The sequence below is a fragment of the Pseudomonadales bacterium genome (genome assembly GCA_024234165.1).
GTDB lineage: Bacteria > Pseudomonadota > Gammaproteobacteria > Pseudomonadales > UBA5518 > UBA5518.
Window position 1 is genome coordinate 584,732 of sequence record JACKOP010000003.1, and the last position, 17,438, is coordinate 602,169.

Here is a 17,438-nt window from a genome sequence, read left to right on the forward strand (position 1 = left end):
GTTGCCTGCGCTTCAGGTCCCAAGATGAAATCGAGCCGACCCTACCTGGTGCGTGCGCTGCATGAGTGGATCGTCGACAACGGCTGTACGCCGTATCTGCTGGTCGATGCGATGGCCAGGGGCGTCGATGTGCCGCAGCAGTACGTGAAGAACGGGCAGATCGTATTGAACATTTCACCGACGGCCGTCGGTGGCATCACGATGGGCAATGAGGAAATCCGTTTCCGCGGCCGATTCGGCGGGGTTGCGATCGACATCCTCGTTCCCGTCGCTGCAGTGCTTGGAATCTATGCGCGGGAGAATGGCCAGGGAATGGTCTTCGATCCGGAGCCGCCGGACACGCCTGAACCGCCCGGGATCGACGACCCGAGCCGTTCGGGGAAACCTTCGTTACGCGTGGTGAAATAGCACTCAAGCGGATCCGAACAGGCGGATTTCGAGCAGTTCTGCCAGGGCGTCCAGCAGCAACTGCTGACACTCCAGCACCCGCAAGGGATCCTGTAGCGGCACCTGCAATTCGACGTCCTCACGCGCGAGGATGATCGGTGCGTGCTCGCCGTCGTCTGCCGAGAGTACGAGGACGCGCATTTCGCGCAAGTGCGCAGCGCTGATCGCAGGTCCCAGCACGGAGACGTTCCTGGAACCCTGGACAAGTACCAGCACGTCGCCGGGTTGGCCCAGCGCGCGCACCTGGCGCGAGAAGACGTTTGCAACCCCGTAAGATTCCGCAATCGCACCGCTCGCCGTGTGTTCGGCACCGATCAGGATCGCGGGCAACGCGGGTCGATCCATGTGAGTGCGGTTCAGCAGTACGGCGGCGAAACCCTGGGCCAGTGCGGAGCTGATGCCCACCCCGCAGACGAGGATGCGGTGACCGGACAGCAGACTGTCGCCAAGCAGGTCGACGGCACGCGATACCTCCGTGTAGAGCACGTCGAGAGTGCGATAGACCGCATCCACGTGGGCTGCGAACAGTGCCTGCAGGGGGTCGTCGATCTGGTCCATGTGAAAACTCCCCAAGCTCAGTCGAAGATACCGCGGATCCAGGTAGTGCGCGGTGTGGCGACGCCAGGCGCTCCGTCGATCGCGAACAGGTCGAATCGCAGCGGCTGGCGTTGCAGCGATGGATGCCAGGCGATGAACAACGCGGCACTCGCCTGCAGGCGGCGTCGCTTCGTCGCACTGATGGTTTCGACGGCGCTGCCGAAGCGTGCGCTGGCGCTGGCGCGTGCGCGCACCTCGACGAACACGAGTGTATCGCCATCGCGCATCACGAGGTCGATTTCGCCGAGGCGGCAGCGGAAATTGCGCGCGACGAGCCGCAATCCCTGTGTGCTCAGTTGCTGCAGCGCATGATCTTCTGCCGCACGACCTATGGTTGCTGAGTCGGTTGCATGCCGGCTTCGGTGCTCCATGGCGTCTCTCCCTCCGTGGACAGACTGTCGATGCGAGACGGCGCCGCGAGTGACGCGCGGGCGTCCTCGGCAACGGCAATGCCGTCGGTGAATACATACCACGACAGGCGGCGATGCAGGCGCCGGTTCCCATCGAGCAGCAACTCGCCGGTTGCCCCCGACAGCCCCAGCGCGTTCATCCATTCCAGCAGTCCGGTGCGTGATTGCAGCCTGCAGGCATCGACGCCGAGAGCCGCAAGCCGCTGCATCCCACCCGGTGGTGCGCCATCGCCGAGCGCATCGCGCAGCGGGCGTTCGGCAGTGGAAAACCACGGTGCGTCGAGGAGGTGCACTGTCTCGAGGTCGCGGTCGTCGCGCCGGTCGGTTTGAGCCGCGTTGCTCTGGCTCGTCGCCCACAGCGGCAGGTCGCCGGCATAGAGGAAGGAAACCAGGGGGCGCAGCGAACGCGCGGCGACTGGATTGGCGAACATCACGAGCAGGTCCAGATCCTGACGCCGTCGGGCTTCGCTGATCAGTTCGCGTCCGAGCAGCCTCGTCAGTGCCGCAGTGCGTTGCCTGCTGCCCTCGATCAGCAGCATGCGCTCGAAGTCTCGCCGGAACGCGTTTAGGTTGAGATCGGTCAGTGTCAGCGCATCGGCGACGTCTTCTGCCGCGATCGCGTGCCAGCGTTCGCGAAACCGCTCCAACTGACGTTGTGAAAGCTGGGAGTCGTCACTCAGAAGCACCACCCGACGAAAGTCGCGCTCGTATGCGGATCGTGCGAGCTGGTCGACCTCGTCGATGGCATCGAGGCCGAAGCTGTACAGATGTCCGTCCAGCGGTGGGGGTGCATCCGAAAAGTTCAATGCCAGCGTAGGCACGCTGACCGGCAGTGCAGGCCCGAAGGCAGCCAGGTCTTCCTTCAGCAGGGGGCCGATCACGAAATCGGCGCCGTCGGCGATCGCGCCGGCGTAGGCGGCCGCAAAGCCACCGTTCGTCGCTGCGGTGTCGACCACGGCGACTGGAGGCAACGTCTCGCCGGCAGACGATTGCTGCAGGTGTTCAGCGAGATAGCCGTGCAGCACCGACAGCCCGCCCGCCGCGGCGTCGCCACTCAGGGGCAACAGCAGCGCTATGCGTGCAGGCTGGCGAATGCGCTCGCGAATCACCGGGAGCATGTCGGCGGCGGAACGTAGCGGAGCGATCTGTGCGTAACGTCGTTCCCAGCGTGCCAGTTCGGTGAGCTGGGTGCGCGGTCCGCGACGAATGTCGCGCACCAGCGTGGCCAGTTCCAGCCAGCCCCGCCAGTCTTCGCGCGTGGCAGCGGTAGCTGCCCGTTCCAGTTCGGGCATGTCGACGGCGGCCAGTGCAGCAAACAGTGCATTCACATTGTCGCGGCGCATCGTCTCGTCGCTGAGCCAGGGATGGATCAGCGTGCGTTCGTGTGCGCTGTCGAGATGGCGGTCCAGGGCGCTGAACACGTCGGCGCGCGTCAGTGCCAGTTCGACCTGCAGCGCACTATCGTATTGCTGCGCCGCGGGTGCGATCGACTGCAGGCGAAGCAACGCGCCCTGCGCGTTTCCCGCATCCAGGTCGAGCTGCGTCCCGAGCAGTGCATGGCGTGCCTGCTGCCGTGGCTGGAGGGTGGTTGACGCGAGTTCATCGAGCAGCGCGCGTGCACGCACCAGATCACCCCGGCGCAGCAGCTCCGCCGCTGCATCCAGGCGCGCTTCGCTGGCAGCTGCGGACTTGCCGCTACGCGCTGCCAGTGCGAGCAGCCGTTCGACTTCGTCCTCGACAGGCTGCTGCGGTATCACGGGACGTGTTTCGGCAGGAGCCGGGGGCGTGTCGGTGTCCGGACGTGTCGGTTGCTCGGAGCAGCCGGTCGCGACGAGCAGGGCCAGCAGGACGGGCAGGTAACGGCGAAGCGGTGATGTCATGCCGGTATACTAACGCAAACCGTCGCAGCGGCTGCGGCGCGATTGCCGGCGTGGGGGTGGAACCTTGCTTTTTGTCGTGGCGACCCCGATCGGTAACCCCGCTGACATCACGCAGCGTGCTGTCGATGTGCTCGCGGGTGTCGACGTGATCGCTGCCGAAGATACTCGACGCTGCCGACGGTTGCTGGCGCAGTTGGGCATATCGCGTCCGGTGATTGCGTATCACGACCACAATGAGGCTTCCCGTGGTGCTGGCCTGCTGCGCCGCCTGGGTGAAGGCGATTCGGTGGCGCTGGTGGCGGATGCCGGAACGCCGCTGATCTCCGACCCGGGCTACCGGTTGGTGCGCGACGCGCGGGCGGCAGGCGTAACGGTGGTGGCGGTGCCCGGACCCTGTGCGGCAATCGCTGCGTTGAGCGTTGCCGGGTTGCCTACCGATCGCTTCGTGTTCGAAGGTTTTCTCCCGGCGCGCAGCGCGGCACGTCAGGCGCGTCTGGCTGAACTGGCAACGGAGACCCGCACGCTGGTGTTCTACGAATCGCCGCGGCGCATTCTCGAGACATTGCGTGATGTCGCACAGACGATCGGTGGCGGGCGACGCTGTGTGCTCGCACGTGAGCTGACCAAGGTGCACGAGACGGTGCTCGGCGGCAGTGTCGACGACGTGCTGCTGAAGGTCGAGGGCGATCCGGAGCAGCAACTCGGCGAGGTCGTGCTGCTGCTCGATGGTGCCGAAGCGATTGTCGAGCAGAATGAGGTGAGCGTGAGCCTCGACGTGCTGCTGAAGGCCTTGCTCGAGCGCATGTCCCTCAGCGAGGCCGTTGCCTGCGCGGCGCAGATCAGCGGGCGGGCACGCAACGAGGTCTACCGCAGTGCCCTGGCGTTGCGGCCGACCGAAGCGTCGCGGTGATATACTCCGCGGCGCAGAGTTGGCCGGGCAGTCGCCCGGAAGATCTTCGCACCAGGAGGCGCCCGCGTCTCTGCGTGTGGGTTTTCCGGGAGGAAAGTCCGGGCTCCACAGGGCAGGGTGCCAGGTAATGCCTGGGGGGCGTGAGCCCACGGAAAGTGCAACAGAAAGCATACCGCCGATGCAGCCTCCGCCTTCGTGGTGGCGGTTGCAGGCAAGGGTGAAATGGTGCGGTAAGAGCGCACCGCACGGCTGGCAACAGGCGTGGCGATGGTAAACCCCACCCGGAGCAAGACCAAATAGGAACCCTTTCGTGCGGCCCGCACGGGGTTCGGGTAGGTCGCTAGAGGCGCGCGGTGACGCTCGTCCCAGATGAATGACTGTCCTCGACAGAACCCGGCTTACAGGCCGACTCTGCTTCTTATTACGACTTGTATTAGTTTTATTATAATTAATAACAAAATATTCTCATTGTTGAGGTTTCACTTTAAGTTGTCTGTGCAACGGCATGTAAAGGGGCGCCAATCGTTTTGGTGAGCCTTTCCTGTGCTCCTTATCCGTTCGTAATTCTTTGATTCAAAAAGAAAAATTTTCATGCGTCAGGGGTTTTTGCGTCCTTGACCGGTAGTTTGCGCGTCCATATAGTGCAAAAAAGTGGGACGAAGTGGGTGAAAGTGGATGAATGGGGATATTTTCAACAATAAAACGGGCTGCAACTGACAGTGTTCCGCGGCGTACACCATCTCAGCATCGATCCGAAGGGGCGCGTGGCGATGCCTGCGCGTCAGCGGGATCGGCTGCAGTCGCTGTGCGCCGGGCAGCTGGTGGCGACGATCGACACCCAGAGCCGCTGCCTGCTGGTCTATCCGTTGCCGACCTGGGAAGAGCTGGAGCGCGAGATTCAGGCACTTCCGACCCTGAATCCCGTGGTGCGTCGCTTCCAGCGCCTGCTGATCGGCTATGCGAGCGATCTCGAGTGCGATGCCAGTGGGCGTGTGCTGATCCCGCCGGCATTGCGTGAGTACGCCGGACTCGACAAGAAGGCCGTGCTCGTGGGGCAGGGCAACAAGATGGAACTGTGGGACGAGGACACGTGGCTGGCTGAGCGTGACAACTGCCTGCAGATGACTCGTGCCGGGGATGCGATTCCCGCCGAGATGCTGCGATTGTCACTCTAGGCCAGCGGCGGCAGGCGGTTGCGATGCATACACCTGTGATGTTGCAGGAGGCGGTGGATTTTCTGGTGACAGATCCCACTGGCTGGTACGTGGACGGAACTTTCGGTCGTGGTGGTCATTCCCGCGCGATTCTGGGGCGCCTTGCCGTCGGCGGTCGCTTGCTTGCGATCGATCGTGATCCCGAGGCGGTGAGTGCTGCCGGAGCGGCGGTGCTTGCCGACGATCCGCGCTTCACGATCGAGCAGGCGTCGTTCGCCGAACTTGCGCGGGTCATGCATCGTCACGGCATGCAGGGTGGCGTGCACGGCATCCTGTTCGACCTCGGCGTGTCCTCGCCACAGCTCGATGATCCGCACCGCGGCTTCAGCTTCCTGCAGGATGGACCACTCGACATGCGCATGGATCCGCACGCCGGGCGCAGTGCTGCCGAATGGATCGCGCGTGCACGCGCCGAAGAGATCGAGCGGGTGTTGCGCGAGTACGGCGAGGAGCGCTTTGCGCGACGCATGGCGGCGGCGATCGTGCGCGAGCGTGCAAGCGCACCGATCCACACCACCACGCAGCTTGCCCGCATCGTGGCTGCAGCAAATCCGGCCTGGGAAAAAGGCAAGCATCCGGCGACGCGCGCCTTCCAGGCAATCCGCATCTTCGTCAACGGCGAGCTCGAAGCGCTCGTCACCGCGCTGGCGCAGGCCGCCGAGCTGCTGCGCCCGGGTGGTCGGCTGGTGGTGATCAGTTTCCACTCGCTCGAGGACCGCATCGTGAAGCGCTTCATGCGTGATGCCTCGCGTCATTCCGGGCAACCCGGCATGCCGGCCGTCGTTGCGCCCCGGCTGCAACGGCTCGGCCGTGCAATGCGCCCGTGCGAAGCGGAGGTCGCGAACAACCCCCGCGCGCGCAGCGCGGTACTGCGTGTCGCCGAGCGCCTGGCAAGCGACGGGAGGGCCGCGTGATGGCAGACGTGGAGAGTGCGCTGCGAGCTGCGCCCGGGCGCAATCGCTGGCCCTGGCTGGCGTTGGTCCTGCTGGTGCTGGTCGTCGCGTCGTCGTTCGGCGTGATCTACACCGCGCACAGCTCGCGTGAGCTGTTTCGCCAGCTCGAACAGGCGCGGCGTGACGAGAACGAGATCCAGAACGAGTGGCGGCAACTGCTGCTCGAGCGCGGCACACTGTCCTCGCATGCCCGCGTCGAGGCCATCGCGCGTGAGCGACTGCGCATGGTTCCGGTCGAGGGGGAATTTCGCGTGCTGGTGGGCGAATGAAGACGCGGCCGGTCGCAGCCGTGCCGGCGTGGCGCATCCGCGTGGTGGCGGTGGGGCTCGGTTGTCTGGCGCTCGTGCTGGTGGCGCGGCTGATATCACTGCAGTTGCTCGACACCGAGCGCGGCTACCGCTTCCTGCAGAAGCAGGGCAATGCACGCTCCCTGCGGGTGGAGCCGATCCCGACACACCGGGGAATCATCTCGGACCGCAATGGCGAACCGCTGGCGATCAGCACTCCGGTACAGACGCTGTGGGCGAATCCGCGCCAGTTGGTAGCCGGCATGCAGGCCGGAGACTGGGCGCGGCTCGAGGGCGCACTCGAGGTGCCGGCGGGCGAGCTGGAGCAGCGCATGCGCGCACTGGCGAACCGCGAGTTCGCGTATCTGCGCCGGCGCATGACGCCGGCCGACGCACAGCGCGTGCTCGATCTGGGCATCGTCGGGGTCTATGCGCGCCGGGAATACCAGCGCTTCTATCCCGCCGGGCAGATTGCCGCACACGTGATCGGGTTCACCAACGTCGACGATCACGGGCAGGAAGGCATCGAGCTCGCGTACGACGAATGGCTGGCCGGCGTAGAGGGGTCGAAGCAGGTCATCAAGGATCTGTTCGGTCACGTGATCCGCGACGTGCAGGAATTGAGTCCAGCACGCCCGGGCCGGGCACTCGAGCTTGGCCTCGACCTGCGCATGCAGTACCTCGCGCACCGCGAACTGACGAAGGCAGTCGAAGCCGCCGGCGCCGAAGCAGGCTGCGTGGTGCTGATCGACGCGCGCAGCGGTGAAGTGCTCGCAATGGCCAATGTGCCGTCGTACAACCCGAACAATCGTGGCGCGGACATCGGTCAGGCGCTGCGCAACCGGGCGATCACCGATCAGTTCGAACCCGGCTCGACGATGAAGCCGCTGACGATGATTGCTGCGCTCGAAAGCGGCAAGTACCACCCCGGGATGACGATCGACACTTCTCCCGGGTATATCCGCGTCGGGCGCAAGACATTCCGTGATCACAACAATTACGGCCTGCTGTCGCTGGGCGGCGTGATTACCAAGTCGAGCCAGGTCGGAACCACGAAGATCGCACTGTCACTGGATCCGAACGCGATCCGTGATGTGTTCGTGCGCGCTGGTCTGGGGCAGTCACTGGGCACCGGGTTTCCGGGCGAGAGCATCGGCAGGCTGCCTGCGCCGCGAAAGTGGAGCGACGTGGCGCGTGCGAACTTCGCGTTCGGTTACGGGCTGTCGGTGACGCCACTGCAGCTTGCGCGGGCGTACAGCGTCATCGCGGCGGGCGGTGTCGAGCGTCCGATCACGCTGCTGCGTGCGCGCGAGACACGCCAGGAAAAGCAGGTGTACGAGCGCGAGTCGGTTGCCGAGCTGATCACGATGATGCGCACCGTGACCCAGCCCGGCGGCACCGCCGTGCGGGCAGCAATCAAGGGTTACACGGTTGCCGGCAAGACCGGGACGGTGCATCGCCTCGGGTCGCATGGCTACGAGGCAGATCGCTACGTATCGCTGTTTGCCGGCTTTGCTCCAGCCAGCGATCCGCGCGTGGTCGGTGTGGTGATCGTCAGTGATCCGCGCGGTGGAGTCTATTACGGTGGTGCGATTGCGGCACCGGTGTTTTCGTCCGTGGTTGCCGGTGCGCTGCGGCTGATGAATGTGGCTCCCGACGATCTGGAGCAGATCCTGCCGCCTGCGCAGGCGTTGGCGAGGAAGCCGGCATGAGCGCCACGGCGGCCACGGCGCGTACGCTTGCCGAACTGCTGCCCGAGTTCGCGGGAACGGCGCAAGGTGCTCTTGTGCTGTCGGGTCTCAGCCTCGACAGCCGGGAAGTACGCGCCGGCGAGGCGTTCATCGCACTGCGCGGCGCTCATCATGACGGTATGGCGTTCGCCGCCGATGCGCTTGGTCGGGGCGCGCGTGTGGTATTGGCAGACGCGGCCAGCGGTGCTGCATCCTCCGGCGCAATCATCGCGGTGCCTGGACTCGCCGAGCGGGTCAGCGAGATTGCAGGGCGGTTCTACGGTGATCCGTCCCGGGAGCTGACGCTGTTCGGGGTGACCGGAACCAACGGCAAGACGACCTGCACGCAGTTGATCGCCGCAGCACTGGAATCGCTCGGCACGCGCTGTGGCGTGATCGGTACGCTCGGGTGGGGCTTCCCGGGCCGGCTCGACGCAACCCGGCACACCACGCCCGATGCGGTCTCGATCCAGCGCATGCTGGCGGTGCTGCGCGCCGAGGATGCACGAGCCGCAGCGCTCGAGGTGTCTTCGCACGCGCTCGAACAGGGTCGCGTGCGTGCAGTGCATCTGCACACCGCCGTGTTCACCAATCTCAGTCACGATCATCTCGACTACCACGGTACGCTGGAGAACTATGGTGCGGCCAAGCGCCTGCTGTTCGCACACCCCGGACTTCGGCATGCGGTGATCAATGCCGATGATGGCTGGGGGCGACACCTGCTGCAGACCTTGCCAGGCGACATGCAGGGGCTCGGCTATGCGCTCGGCGACGGTGATGCGCCGTTGCGGGCGGTGCGCGTCACGGCCGGATCACGCGGGCTGCTTGCCGAGATCCTCAGCCCGTGGGGGACGGGAACGCTGCGTGTGCCGCTGCTCGGGCGCTTCAATCTGTATAACGCGCTGGCAGTGCTTGGCTCGCTGTGCATGAGCGGTGTGGCGCTGGGCGACGCGCTTGCCGCGCTGGAGAACGCACCCGCGGTGCCCGGAAGAATGCAGCGGATCGATGCCGCGGGTGCGCCGCTCGTCATCGTCGATTATGCGCACTCGCCCGACGCGCTGGAGCAGACGCTGCGCGCGCTGCGCGAACACGCCAGCGGGAGGCTGTGGTGCGTGTTCGGTTGTGGTGGTGATCGTGATCGCGCCAAGCGCCCGTTGATGGGGCGTATCGCATGGGAACACGCTGACGAAGTGCTGCTGACCAGCGACAACCCGCGCAGCGAGGATCCGCAGGCGATCATCGACGACATCGCGACCGGAATCCCGGCTGCAGGCGCTCGCCGCGAATGCGATCGCGCCGCGGCGATCCGCTACGCAATCGCCCGGGCTGCGCCGGGCGATTGCGTGCTGATCGCCGGCAAGGGGCACGAGGAGTACCAGGAAGCGCGCGGGGTGCGCGTGCCGTTCAGCGACGCTGCGATTGCACGTGCGGCACTCGCAGCGCGGGAGCTACGCACATGATGCGAGCGATGGGCCTGGTGGAGGTGGCGCGCGTGCTGGGCGTGGCTGCACCCGCGCACAACGTGCATTTCACCGCCGTCAGCACCGATTCACGCGCGATTGCGCCGGCAAGCCTGTTCGTCGCGCTGTGCGGCGAGCGCTTCGATGCGCATGCCTTTGTCGGCGAGGCCGAGCGTGGCGGAGCGGTTGCGCTGCTGTGTTCGCGTCCGGTCAGCGCCGGCGTTCCGGTGCTGCTGGTGCCCGACACGCTGCGGGCGCTCGGTGCGATTGCACGGCATAACCGTGAGCTGTTCAGCGGCCCCGTGGTGGCGTTGACCGGCAGTGCCGGCAAGACGACGACGCGCGAGATGATCGCGGCGATCCTGCGCACCGGCGGTCCGGTGCACGCCACCGCCGGCAACCTCAACAACGAGGTCGGAGTGCCGCTGACGCTGCTCGGACTGGGGCCGCAGGCGCACGCGGCGGTCATCGAGATGGGTGCCGCCCGGCCCGGCGATATCGCGTACCTGGCAGCGTTCGTGCGCCCGGATGTGGCGCTGGTCACGAACGCGTTGCCGGCGCACCTGCAGGGCTTCGGCACGCTGGCAGCGGTGGCCGCTGCCAAGGGCGAAATCTACGAGGCGCTCGGTGCCGATGGCATCGCCATACTGAATCTCGACGATCCCTTCGCTGCCACGTGGCGTGCGCGCGTCGGATCGCGGCGTGTGATCGGAGTCAGTGTGCGAGGCGATGCACTCGCCGACGTGTGCGCCGAAGACGTGCGACTGCAGGATGGCTGCGCACGCTTTCGTCTGCTGACCCCGGCCGGATGCGGCGATGTGCGCCTGGCAGTGCCCGGCGTGCAGCAGGTGGCGAACGCCGTATGCGCTGCTGCGGTCGGGGTGGCGCTCGGTGTGCGGCCCGAGGCGATTCGCGCCGGCCTGCAGGCGGTCGTTCCGGTAGCCGGACGCATGCAGCCGCGTGTCACGACACGCGGCGCCTTGCTGATCGACGACAGCTACAACGCCAATCCGGGGTCGGTGCGGGCCGCGATCGACTCGCTGGTGAGCTTCGACGGTGAGCGTGTGCTGGTGCTCGGTGCGATGGCCGAACTCGGTGCCGGGAGCCGCGACCTGCATCGTGAAGTCGGGGCGCATGCGCGCTTGCGTGGTGTCACGCAGCTGTTCGCCTGCGGCGAACATGCAGAGGCGCTCGCGGCGGGATTCGGCACCGGTGCCCGGATCTTCGCATCACATGAAGAGCTGACCGCCGCCTGCCGCAGCTTCGATCGTCCCGGTTGCGTGATCCTGGTGAAGGGGTCGCGTGCGGCGGCGATGGAGCGGGTGGTGGACGCACTCGTCGACGCGGACCCCGGCGTGGCCGGGGCAGGGAGGCATTGATGCTGCTGTTGTTGGCCGAGTGGCTCAGCCAGTATGCCAAGGGATTTGCGGTATTCCAGTACCTGACGTTTCGCGGCATCCTCGGCGTGCTGACCGCACTGGCGATCACCTTGCTGGTGGGGCCGGTGATGATCCGGCGGCTGAATCGCGGGCAGATCGGCCAGGCGGTACGCAGCGACGGACCGCAGTCGCACCTCAGCAAGGCGGGCACGCCGACGATGGGGGGCGCACTGATCCTGGTCGGCATCGTGACCAGCACGCTGTTGTGGGGCGATCTCGACAACCGTTACGTCTGGGTGGTGCTCGCCGTGACGGTGGCGTTCGGTGCCATCGGCTGGGTCGACGATTACCGCAAGGTCATCGAGAAGGACCCGCGTGGTCTGCCGGCGCGCTGGAAGTATTTCTGGCAGTCGCTGGCAGGTGCCGGGGCTGCCGTGTATCTCTACGCGAACGCAGGCTCTGCTGCCGAAACCCAGTTGATAGTGCCGTTCTTCAAGCAGGTTGCGTTCGCGCTTGGCCCGCTCTACGTGGTGCTCGCCTATTTCGTGATCGTCGGTGCGAGCAATGCCGTGAATCTCACCGACGGTCTCGACGGGCTGGCGATCCTGCCGAGCGTACTGGTGGCCGGTGCGCTCGCGGTGATTGCGTACCTGGCCGGACACAGCGAGTTTGCGCCGTACCTGCACATTCCCTATATCGCCGGCGCCGGTGAGCTGGTGATCTTCTGCGGGGCGATGGTCGGCGCAGGACTCGGCTTCCTGTGGTTCAACACTTATCCCGCGATGGTCTTCATGGGTGATGTGGGGGCGCTGGCGCTCGGTGCCGCGCTGGGTGTCATTGCAGTGATCGTGCGCCACGAGATCGTGTTTTTCATCATGAGTGGCGTGTTCGTGATGGAGACCGTATCGGTGATGCTGCAGGTCGGCTCGTACAAGCTGACCGGCAAGCGGATCTTTCGCATGGCGCCGATCCATCACCATTTCGAGCTCAAGGGCTGGCCGGAGCCGCGCGTGATCGTGCGCTTCTGGATCATCACCGTGGTGCTGGTCCTGTTCGGGCTGGCGACCTTGAAATTGCGCTGAGCAGCCATTCACATGATGCAAGACGCCGCAGCAAAGGCCTCGCAAATCGTAGTCGGCATGGGCCGCACCGGGCTGTCGTGCGCGCGCTTTCTGGCACGGCGTGGCGTGCCGTTTGCGGTTGTCGACAGCCGTGAGCGCCCGCCCGCACTCGAGTCGTTCCGCAGCGAATTTCCCGACGTGGAGTTGCGTACTGGCGCGCTCGATGCAGCCTTTCTCGCCGGCGCCCGCGAGTTGCTCGTGAGTCCAGGGCTGGATCCGCATGGGCCGGCGTTGGCTGCAGCACGTGCTGCCGGTGCGGCGGTGATCGGCGATATCGAACTCTTCCATCGCGAGGCGCGTGCACCGATCGTCGCGATCACGGGTACCAACGGCAAGAGTACGGTCACCACGCTGGTCGGCATGATGGCGCACGCGGCCGGTCTGCGCTGCGGCTGCGGCGGCAATCTGGGTACGCCGGCGCTCGAACTGCTGGATCCCGCAGCGGCGCTCTACGTGCTCGAGTTGTCGAGCTTCCAGCTCGAGACCGTGATCGATTTCGCTGCCGACGTGGCGACGATCCTCAATTTCGCACCGGATCACCTCGACCGCTATTCCGATCTGGACGCCTACCATCGGGCGAAGCTGCGCGTCTACGACGGTGCCCGCCACGTGGTGTTCAACCGTGACGACCCGCGGACCTTTGTGCCGGCGCGCTGCACGGGCACGCGCAGCAGCTTCGGGCTCGGGTCGGCGCAGGCGCCGGACTACGGACTCGTCGCATTGGCGGGTCGGCCGTGGTTGGCGCAGGGCGGCGAGCCATTGCTGGGCGTCTCCGAACTCGGATTGCGCGGGCGCCACAACGTTGGCAACGCGCTGGCTGCGGTGGCGCTGGCCGACGCGGCAGGCATACCGCGTGCGGCACAACTCGCGGTGCTGCGCGAGTACCGGGGCTTGCGGCACCGTTGCCAGCACGTGCGCCACTTTGAAGGTGTCGATTACTTCGACGATTCCAAGGGAACCAATGTGGCGGCCGCAGTCGCTGCGTTGCGTGGCCTCGCCGCCGACTGCGCCGGTCGCATCGTGCTGATCGCCGGTGGCGTGGCGAAGGAGAACGAGTTCACGGCGCTTGCTGCCGAGCTCGAGCGCGTGGGGCGTGCCGTGGTGCTGATCGGCGAGGCGGCCGCGCGGATGCAGCATGCGCTCGGCGACGTGCTGCCGGTGCACCGTGCTGCCGGGATGGATGCGGCGGTCAGTGTGGCACGCGGCCTCGCACGGGCGGGCGACATCGTGCTGCTCTCTCCGGCATGCGCCAGTTTCGACATGTTCCGTGACTTCGAGGAGCGTGGCGACGCATTTGTACGTGCCGTGCAGGCACTCGCGGGCGGAGGCGCAGGCTGAGATGCAGTCGACACAGACCGAAGCCGTGCTGATCCGCCGCGCTGGCAGTCTCGACAGTCAGCTGCTCGTGCTGGTGGTGACGCTGTCGGCAGCGGGTTTCGTGATGATGGGTTCGGCGTCGATGGATTACGCCGCGGAACAGTACGGTGATCCCTTCTATCACATCGTCCGTCACGCGATCTTTCTGGTGCTGGGAACGGGTGCGCTGTGGCTGATGCTGCAGTTGCCGGTGCGGCTGTGGGAACACGCGGGGTCGTGGCTGCTGGTGGCCGGGATCGCCATTCTCGCGCTGGTGCTGGTTCCCGGCGTCGGTCGCGAAGTGAACGGCGCGACACGCTGGATCGCTTTCGGTCCGTTCAATCTGCAACCCTCCGAGCTGATGAAGCTGTTCTTCATCGTCTACCTCGCAGGCTACATGACGCGGCGCCAGCACGAGGTGCAGAACCACTGGCGCGGGATGTTCAAGCCGCTCGGGTTGCTCGGCGTGGTGGTGCTGCTGCTGCTGCTCGAACCCGATTTCGGCGCTGCGGTGGTGATCAGCGGCACTGCAATGGCGATGCTGTTCCTCGGCGGAGCGCGCCTGCTGCAGTTTGGTGTGCTGCTGTTGCCCGCCCTCGGCGGCGCCGCAGTCGTGGCGGTGTGGTCCCCGTACCGGGTGCAGCGCCTGATCACCTTCCTCGACCCGTGGTCGGAGCAGTTTGGCGGTGGCTACCAGCTCACGCAGGCGTTGATTGCCTTCGGTCGTGGCGAGGTGTTCGGCGTCGGGCTCGGCAACAGCGTGCAGAAGCTGTTCTACCTGCCGGAAGCTCACACCGACTTCGTGTTCGCGATCATCGCCGAGGAACTCGGACTGATCGGCTGCATGGCGCTGATCGCACTGTTCGCAGCGCTGGTGGCGCGCATCCTGCGCATCGGCAGCGAGGCTGCGCGGCGCCAGCAGCCGTTCCAGGCCCATGTGTGCTTCGGCATTGCGTTGCTTGTCGCAGCGCAGGTGTTCATCAACATCGGCGTCAATGCGGGCCTGCTGCCCACCAAGGGCTTGACCTTGCCGTTCCTCAGCTACGGTGGCAGCAGCCTGTTGGTCCTGCTCGCCATGATGGGGCTGGTGCTGCGCATCGAGCGCGAACTGCGTATCGCACCGGTTGCGGCGCCTGCGCCATGGAGGCTGCGTCATGCCTGAGCAGCAGCCTCTGGTGCTGATCACCGGCGGCGGGACCGGTGGGCATGTGTTCCCCGGGCTTGCGGCGGCGGCAGAGCTCGTCGCGTGCGGAGCGCGGGTGCACTGGCTGGGAACGCGCAGCGGCATGGAAGCACGCCTGGTGCCGGCGGCCGGCATCGCGCTGGACTTCCTTGACACCAGCGGTGTGCGCGGCAAGCGTCGCAGCGAGCAACTGCTGCTGCCGCTGCGCTTGCTGCGCGCCGTGGTGCAGGCACTGCGCCTGCTGTGGAGGCTGCGCCCGTCCTGTGTGCTCGGCACTGGCGGTTTCGTCGCCGGTCCGGGCGGGCTGGCGGCGTGGCTGCTGCGCGTGCCGATCGTGGTGCACGAGCAGAACGCGATCGCAGGGACCACGAACCGCCTGCTGGCACGCCTGGCGCGGCGCATCCTGCTCGGGTTGCCGGGGCCGTTCGCCGGGAACCCGCGGGCGCAGGTCGTCGGCAATCCGGTGCGTGCGGCGATCGCGAGCCTGCCGGCCCCCGAGCAGCGTCTTGCAAGGCGCCAGGGCGCGCTGCGGCTGCTGGTCGTCGGCGGCAGCCAGGGAGCGCGCGTGCTGAACGAAACCCTGCCGGCTGCACTGGCGCTGATCGACGCTGCGCAGCGCCCTGAGGTGTGGCACCAGTGCGGGGCGCAGGAGCTCCCGGCCTGTGCGGAACGCTATCGCGAGGCGGGTGTGGAAGCCCGCACCAGCGCATTCATCGACGACATGGCGAATGCATACGCATGGGCCGATCTGGTCGTGTGCCGCGCCGGGGCGCTCACCATCAGCGAACTCGCGGCCGCGGGACTGGCGGCACTGCTGGTGCCGCTGCCCACGGCGATCGACGATCACCAGAGTGCGAATGCGCGCTGGCTCGTGGCTGCGGGTGCGGCGGTCGCAGTGGCTCAGCGTGACTTCACACCAGTCTGGCTGGCTGCAGAACTGCAGCGTCTCGGGTCGGCGCGCGCAGAGCTGTTCGCGATGGCGCTTCGTTCCCGTTCGCTCGCGAGGCCTGACGCCGCGGTGCGCGTCGCCACCGCATGCCTGGAGATTGCACGATGAGCGGGCAGCATCACACGCCGGTTCCCGGGATGCGTCGCATCAGACATATCCATTTCGTCGGCATCGGCGGCTCGGGGATGTGCGGAATCGCCGAGGTGCTGTGCAATCAGGGCTACCGCGTCTCGGGCTCCGACACGGCCGCATCGGCGGTGATCGATCGCCTGCGCTCGCTCGGCATCGAAGTGCACATCGGTCATCGTGCGACGAATATTTCCGGCGCGGATGTCGTGGTTGCCTCGAGTGCGATCACTGCCGGGAACGTCGAGATCGTCGCCGCGCGCGAACGTCGCGTGCCGGTGGTGCCGCGCGCGGAGATGCTTGCCGAGATCATGCGCTTTCGTCACGGCATCGCGATTGCGGGCACCCATGGCAAGACCACCACCACGAGCATGATCGCGACGATCTTCGCCGAGGCAGGACTAGACCCCACATTCGTGATCGGCGGGCGCGTGAACAGCGTGCAGGCCAATGCACGTCTGGGCGACAGCCGCTATCTGGTCGCCGAGGCCGACGAAAGTGATGCATCGTTCCTGCACCTGCAGCCGATGGTGGCCGTGGTCACGAACATCGACGCCGACCATATGGGGACCTATGGCGGCGATTTCGAGCGTTTGAAGCGCACCTACGTGGAGTTTCTGCACAACCTGCCTTTCTATGGCATGTGCGTGGTGTGCATCGATGATCCGGCAGCGGCTTCGATCCTCCCTGAGGTGGCGCGCCAGGTTCTGACCTATGGCGAATCGGAATCCGCCGACTATCGCCTGCGCGATTACCGGCAGCACGGGGCCAGTTCGCGGTTCCGGGTGCTGCGCCCCGGGGGGCGTGCCGCGCTCGATCTGCACCTTGGCCTGCCCGGGCGTCACTATGCGCTGAACGCGACGGCTGCGGTGGCGGTGGCGAGCGACGAGGGCGTCGCTGACGAGGCCATCGTGCGTGGTCTGGCGAATTTCCAGGGCGTGGCCAGACGGTTCGAGTCGCACGGGGAGCTTCCGTGCGCCGGTGGCAGCTTCCTGCTGGTCGACGATTACGGGCATCACCCGACCGAGGTTGCAGCAAACCTTGCCGCGGTGCGTGCCGGCTGGCCCGGGCGGCGCCTGGTGATGGTGTACCAGCCACACCGCTATTCGCGCACGCGCGAACTCTACGAGGACTTCGTGCGCGTGCTGTCGCAGGTCGATGTGCTGCTGCTGCTCGAGGTGTATCCGGCAGGCGAGGATCCGTTGCCGGGTGCCGACGGGCGCAGTCTCAGTGGCAGCATCCGCCAGCGCGGACGCATCGACCCCATCTTCGTCGAACGAACCGAGGACGTGCTTGAACTGCTGGAGCAGGTGCTCAGGCCAGACGATTTCCTGCTGCTGCAGGGCGCGGGCAGCGTTGGCAGGCTGGTCGGAGCCGTCGTCGAGTGGGCCACTCGAAGCGAGAGGCAGGCATGAGGGAGTTCGCGATCGATACCG

The 17,438-nt window shown here is 66.3% G+C and carries 16 protein-coding genes and 1 other RNA gene; 14 read left to right on the top strand and 3 right to left on the bottom strand.

Going from position 1 to position 17,438, the window contains the following annotated elements:
* The first annotated feature begins 24 nt into the window (after positions 1-24).
* On the top strand, positions 25-408 hold the full coding sequence (locus H7A12_11975) for a ClpXP protease specificity-enhancing factor (protein MCP5321520.1): 384 nt from the start codon (positions 25-27) through the stop codon (positions 406-408).
* A gap of 3 nt (positions 409-411) precedes the next feature.
* Here H7A12_11975 and H7A12_11980 read toward each other — a convergent pair whose 3' ends face one another.
* From H7A12_11980 to H7A12_11990, 3 genes are read right to left on the bottom strand one after another with little or no spacing between them, the layout of a single operon-like run.
* Entirely contained in the window at positions 412-1,005 is a 594-nt protein-coding gene (locus H7A12_11980) for an SIS domain-containing protein (GenBank protein MCP5321521.1), read from the bottom strand.
* Positions 1,006-1,022: 17 nt separating this feature from the next.
* Positions 1,023-1,415, bottom strand: coding sequence for a YraN family protein (locus tag H7A12_11985; GenBank protein ID MCP5321522.1), 393 nt, complete (start codon positions 1,413-1,415; stop codon positions 1,023-1,025).
* On the bottom strand, positions 1,373-3,334 hold the full coding sequence (locus tag H7A12_11990; GenBank protein ID MCP5321523.1) for a penicillin-binding protein activator: 1,962 nt from the start codon (positions 3,332-3,334) through the stop codon (positions 1,373-1,375). The genes H7A12_11985 and H7A12_11990 overlap by 43 nt, the downstream gene beginning before the upstream one ends.
* 31 nt (positions 3,335-3,365) lie before the next feature.
* On the opposite strand from H7A12_11990, the gene rsmI reads away from it, so the two are divergent.
* The 13 genes from rsmI (at position 3,366) to murC (ending at position 17,417) form a co-directional block, all read left to right on the top strand.
* On the top strand, positions 3,366-4,244 hold the full coding sequence (gene rsmI, locus H7A12_11995; GenBank protein MCP5321524.1) for a 16S rRNA (cytidine(1402)-2'-O)-methyltransferase: 879 nt from the start codon (positions 3,366-3,368) through the stop codon (positions 4,242-4,244).
* A gap of 15 nt (positions 4,245-4,259) precedes the next feature.
* Positions 4,260-4,661, top strand: an RNA gene (rnpB, locus tag H7A12_12000) — RNase P RNA component class A.
* A 302-nt stretch (positions 4,662-4,963) separates the two neighbouring features.
* Positions 4,964-5,419, top strand: a complete 456-nt coding sequence (gene mraZ / locus H7A12_12005) for a division/cell wall cluster transcriptional repressor MraZ (GenBank protein ID MCP5321525.1) — start codon at positions 4,964-4,966, stop codon at positions 5,417-5,419.
* A gap of 23 nt (positions 5,420-5,442) precedes the next feature.
* A complete protein-coding gene (gene rsmH, locus H7A12_12010; GenBank protein ID MCP5321526.1) occupies positions 5,443-6,372 on the top strand; it encodes a 16S rRNA (cytosine(1402)-N(4))-methyltransferase RsmH in 930 nt (309 codons plus the stop codon).
* Positions 6,372-6,680 carry a cell division protein FtsL gene (gene ftsL, locus H7A12_12015; protein ID MCP5321527.1) on the top strand — a complete coding sequence of 103 codons (309 nt, stop codon included), beginning with the start codon at positions 6,372-6,374 and terminating at the stop codon, positions 6,678-6,680. The genes rsmH and ftsL overlap by 1 nt, the downstream gene beginning before the upstream one ends.
* The gene (locus H7A12_12020) at positions 6,677-8,410 is read left to right on the top strand and encodes a penicillin-binding protein 2 (protein MCP5321528.1); all 1,734 of its coding nucleotides are present in this window, start codon (positions 6,677-6,679) and stop codon (positions 8,408-8,410) included. Before ftsL ends, H7A12_12020 begins: the two co-directional genes overlap by 4 nt.
* Complete coding sequence (locus H7A12_12025; protein ID MCP5321529.1) at positions 8,407-9,888, top strand: UDP-N-acetylmuramoyl-L-alanyl-D-glutamate--2,6-diaminopimelate ligase; 1,482 nt, start codon at positions 8,407-8,409, stop codon at positions 9,886-9,888. The genes H7A12_12020 and H7A12_12025 overlap by 4 nt, the downstream gene beginning before the upstream one ends.
* The gene (locus H7A12_12030; protein MCP5321530.1) at positions 9,885-11,267 is read left to right on the top strand and encodes a UDP-N-acetylmuramoyl-tripeptide--D-alanyl-D-alanine ligase; all 1,383 of its coding nucleotides are present in this window, start codon (positions 9,885-9,887) and stop codon (positions 11,265-11,267) included. Before H7A12_12025 ends, H7A12_12030 begins: the two co-directional genes overlap by 4 nt.
* Positions 11,267-12,349, top strand: coding sequence for a phospho-N-acetylmuramoyl-pentapeptide-transferase (locus tag H7A12_12035; protein ID MCP5321531.1), 1,083 nt, complete (start codon positions 11,267-11,269; stop codon positions 12,347-12,349). Before H7A12_12030 ends, H7A12_12035 begins: the two co-directional genes overlap by 1 nt.
* Before the next feature lie 15 nt (positions 12,350-12,364).
* Positions 12,365-13,726: a UDP-N-acetylmuramoyl-L-alanine--D-glutamate ligase gene (locus H7A12_12040; protein MCP5321532.1), complete on the top strand. Its 1,362-nt coding sequence runs from the start codon at positions 12,365-12,367 to the stop codon at positions 13,724-13,726.
* A 1-nt stretch (position 13,727) separates the two neighbouring features.
* Entirely contained in the window at positions 13,728-14,906 is a 1,179-nt protein-coding gene (gene ftsW / locus H7A12_12045) for a putative lipid II flippase FtsW (protein ID MCP5321533.1), read from the top strand.
* On the top strand, positions 14,899-15,984 hold the full coding sequence (murG, locus tag H7A12_12050; GenBank protein ID MCP5321534.1) for an undecaprenyldiphospho-muramoylpentapeptide beta-N-acetylglucosaminyltransferase: 1,086 nt from the start codon (positions 14,899-14,901) through the stop codon (positions 15,982-15,984). Before ftsW ends, murG begins: the two co-directional genes overlap by 8 nt.
* Positions 15,981-17,417 (top strand): UDP-N-acetylmuramate--L-alanine ligase, encoded by a 1,437-nt coding sequence (murC, locus tag H7A12_12055; protein MCP5321535.1) that lies wholly within the window; start codon positions 15,981-15,983, stop codon positions 17,415-17,417. The genes murG and murC overlap by 4 nt, the downstream gene beginning before the upstream one ends.
* Positions 17,418-17,438: the final 21 nt, after the last annotated feature.

What these genes read in the sequence shown, in the direction of transcription:
- H7A12_11975 (MCP5321520.1), top strand. Translation starts at nt 25, where the DNA reads ATGAAATCGAGCCGACCCTACCTGGTGCGTGCGCTGCATGAGTGGATC.
- H7A12_11980 (MCP5321521.1), bottom strand. Translation starts at nt 1,005, where the DNA reads ATGGACCAGATCGACGACCCCCTGCAGGCACTGTTCGCAGCCCACGTG.
- H7A12_11985 (MCP5321522.1), bottom strand. Translation starts at nt 1,415, where the DNA reads ATGGAGCACCGAAGCCGGCATGCAACCGACTCAGCAACCATAGGTCGT.
- H7A12_11990 (MCP5321523.1), bottom strand. Translation starts at nt 3,334, where the DNA reads ATGACATCACCGCTTCGCCGTTACCTGCCCGTCCTGCTGGCCCTGCTC.
- rsmH (MCP5321526.1), top strand. Translation starts at nt 5,443, where the DNA reads ATGCATACACCTGTGATGTTGCAGGAGGCGGTGGATTTTCTGGTGACA.
- ftsL (MCP5321527.1), top strand. Translation starts at nt 6,372, where the DNA reads ATGGCAGACGTGGAGAGTGCGCTGCGAGCTGCGCCCGGGCGCAATCGC.
- H7A12_12020 (MCP5321528.1), top strand. Translation starts at nt 6,677, where the DNA reads ATGAAGACGCGGCCGGTCGCAGCCGTGCCGGCGTGGCGCATCCGCGTG.
- H7A12_12025 (MCP5321529.1), top strand. Translation starts at nt 8,407, where the DNA reads ATGAGCGCCACGGCGGCCACGGCGCGTACGCTTGCCGAACTGCTGCCC.
- H7A12_12030 (MCP5321530.1), top strand. Translation starts at nt 9,885, where the DNA reads ATGATGCGAGCGATGGGCCTGGTGGAGGTGGCGCGCGTGCTGGGCGTG.
- H7A12_12035 (MCP5321531.1), top strand. Translation starts at nt 11,267, where the DNA reads ATGCTGCTGTTGTTGGCCGAGTGGCTCAGCCAGTATGCCAAGGGATTT.
- H7A12_12040 (MCP5321532.1), top strand. Translation starts at nt 12,365, where the DNA reads ATGCAAGACGCCGCAGCAAAGGCCTCGCAAATCGTAGTCGGCATGGGC.
- ftsW (MCP5321533.1), top strand. Translation starts at nt 13,728, where the DNA reads ATGCAGTCGACACAGACCGAAGCCGTGCTGATCCGCCGCGCTGGCAGT.
- murG (MCP5321534.1), top strand. Translation starts at nt 14,899, where the DNA reads ATGCCTGAGCAGCAGCCTCTGGTGCTGATCACCGGCGGCGGGACCGGT.
- murC (MCP5321535.1), top strand. Translation starts at nt 15,981, where the DNA reads ATGAGCGGGCAGCATCACACGCCGGTTCCCGGGATGCGTCGCATCAGA.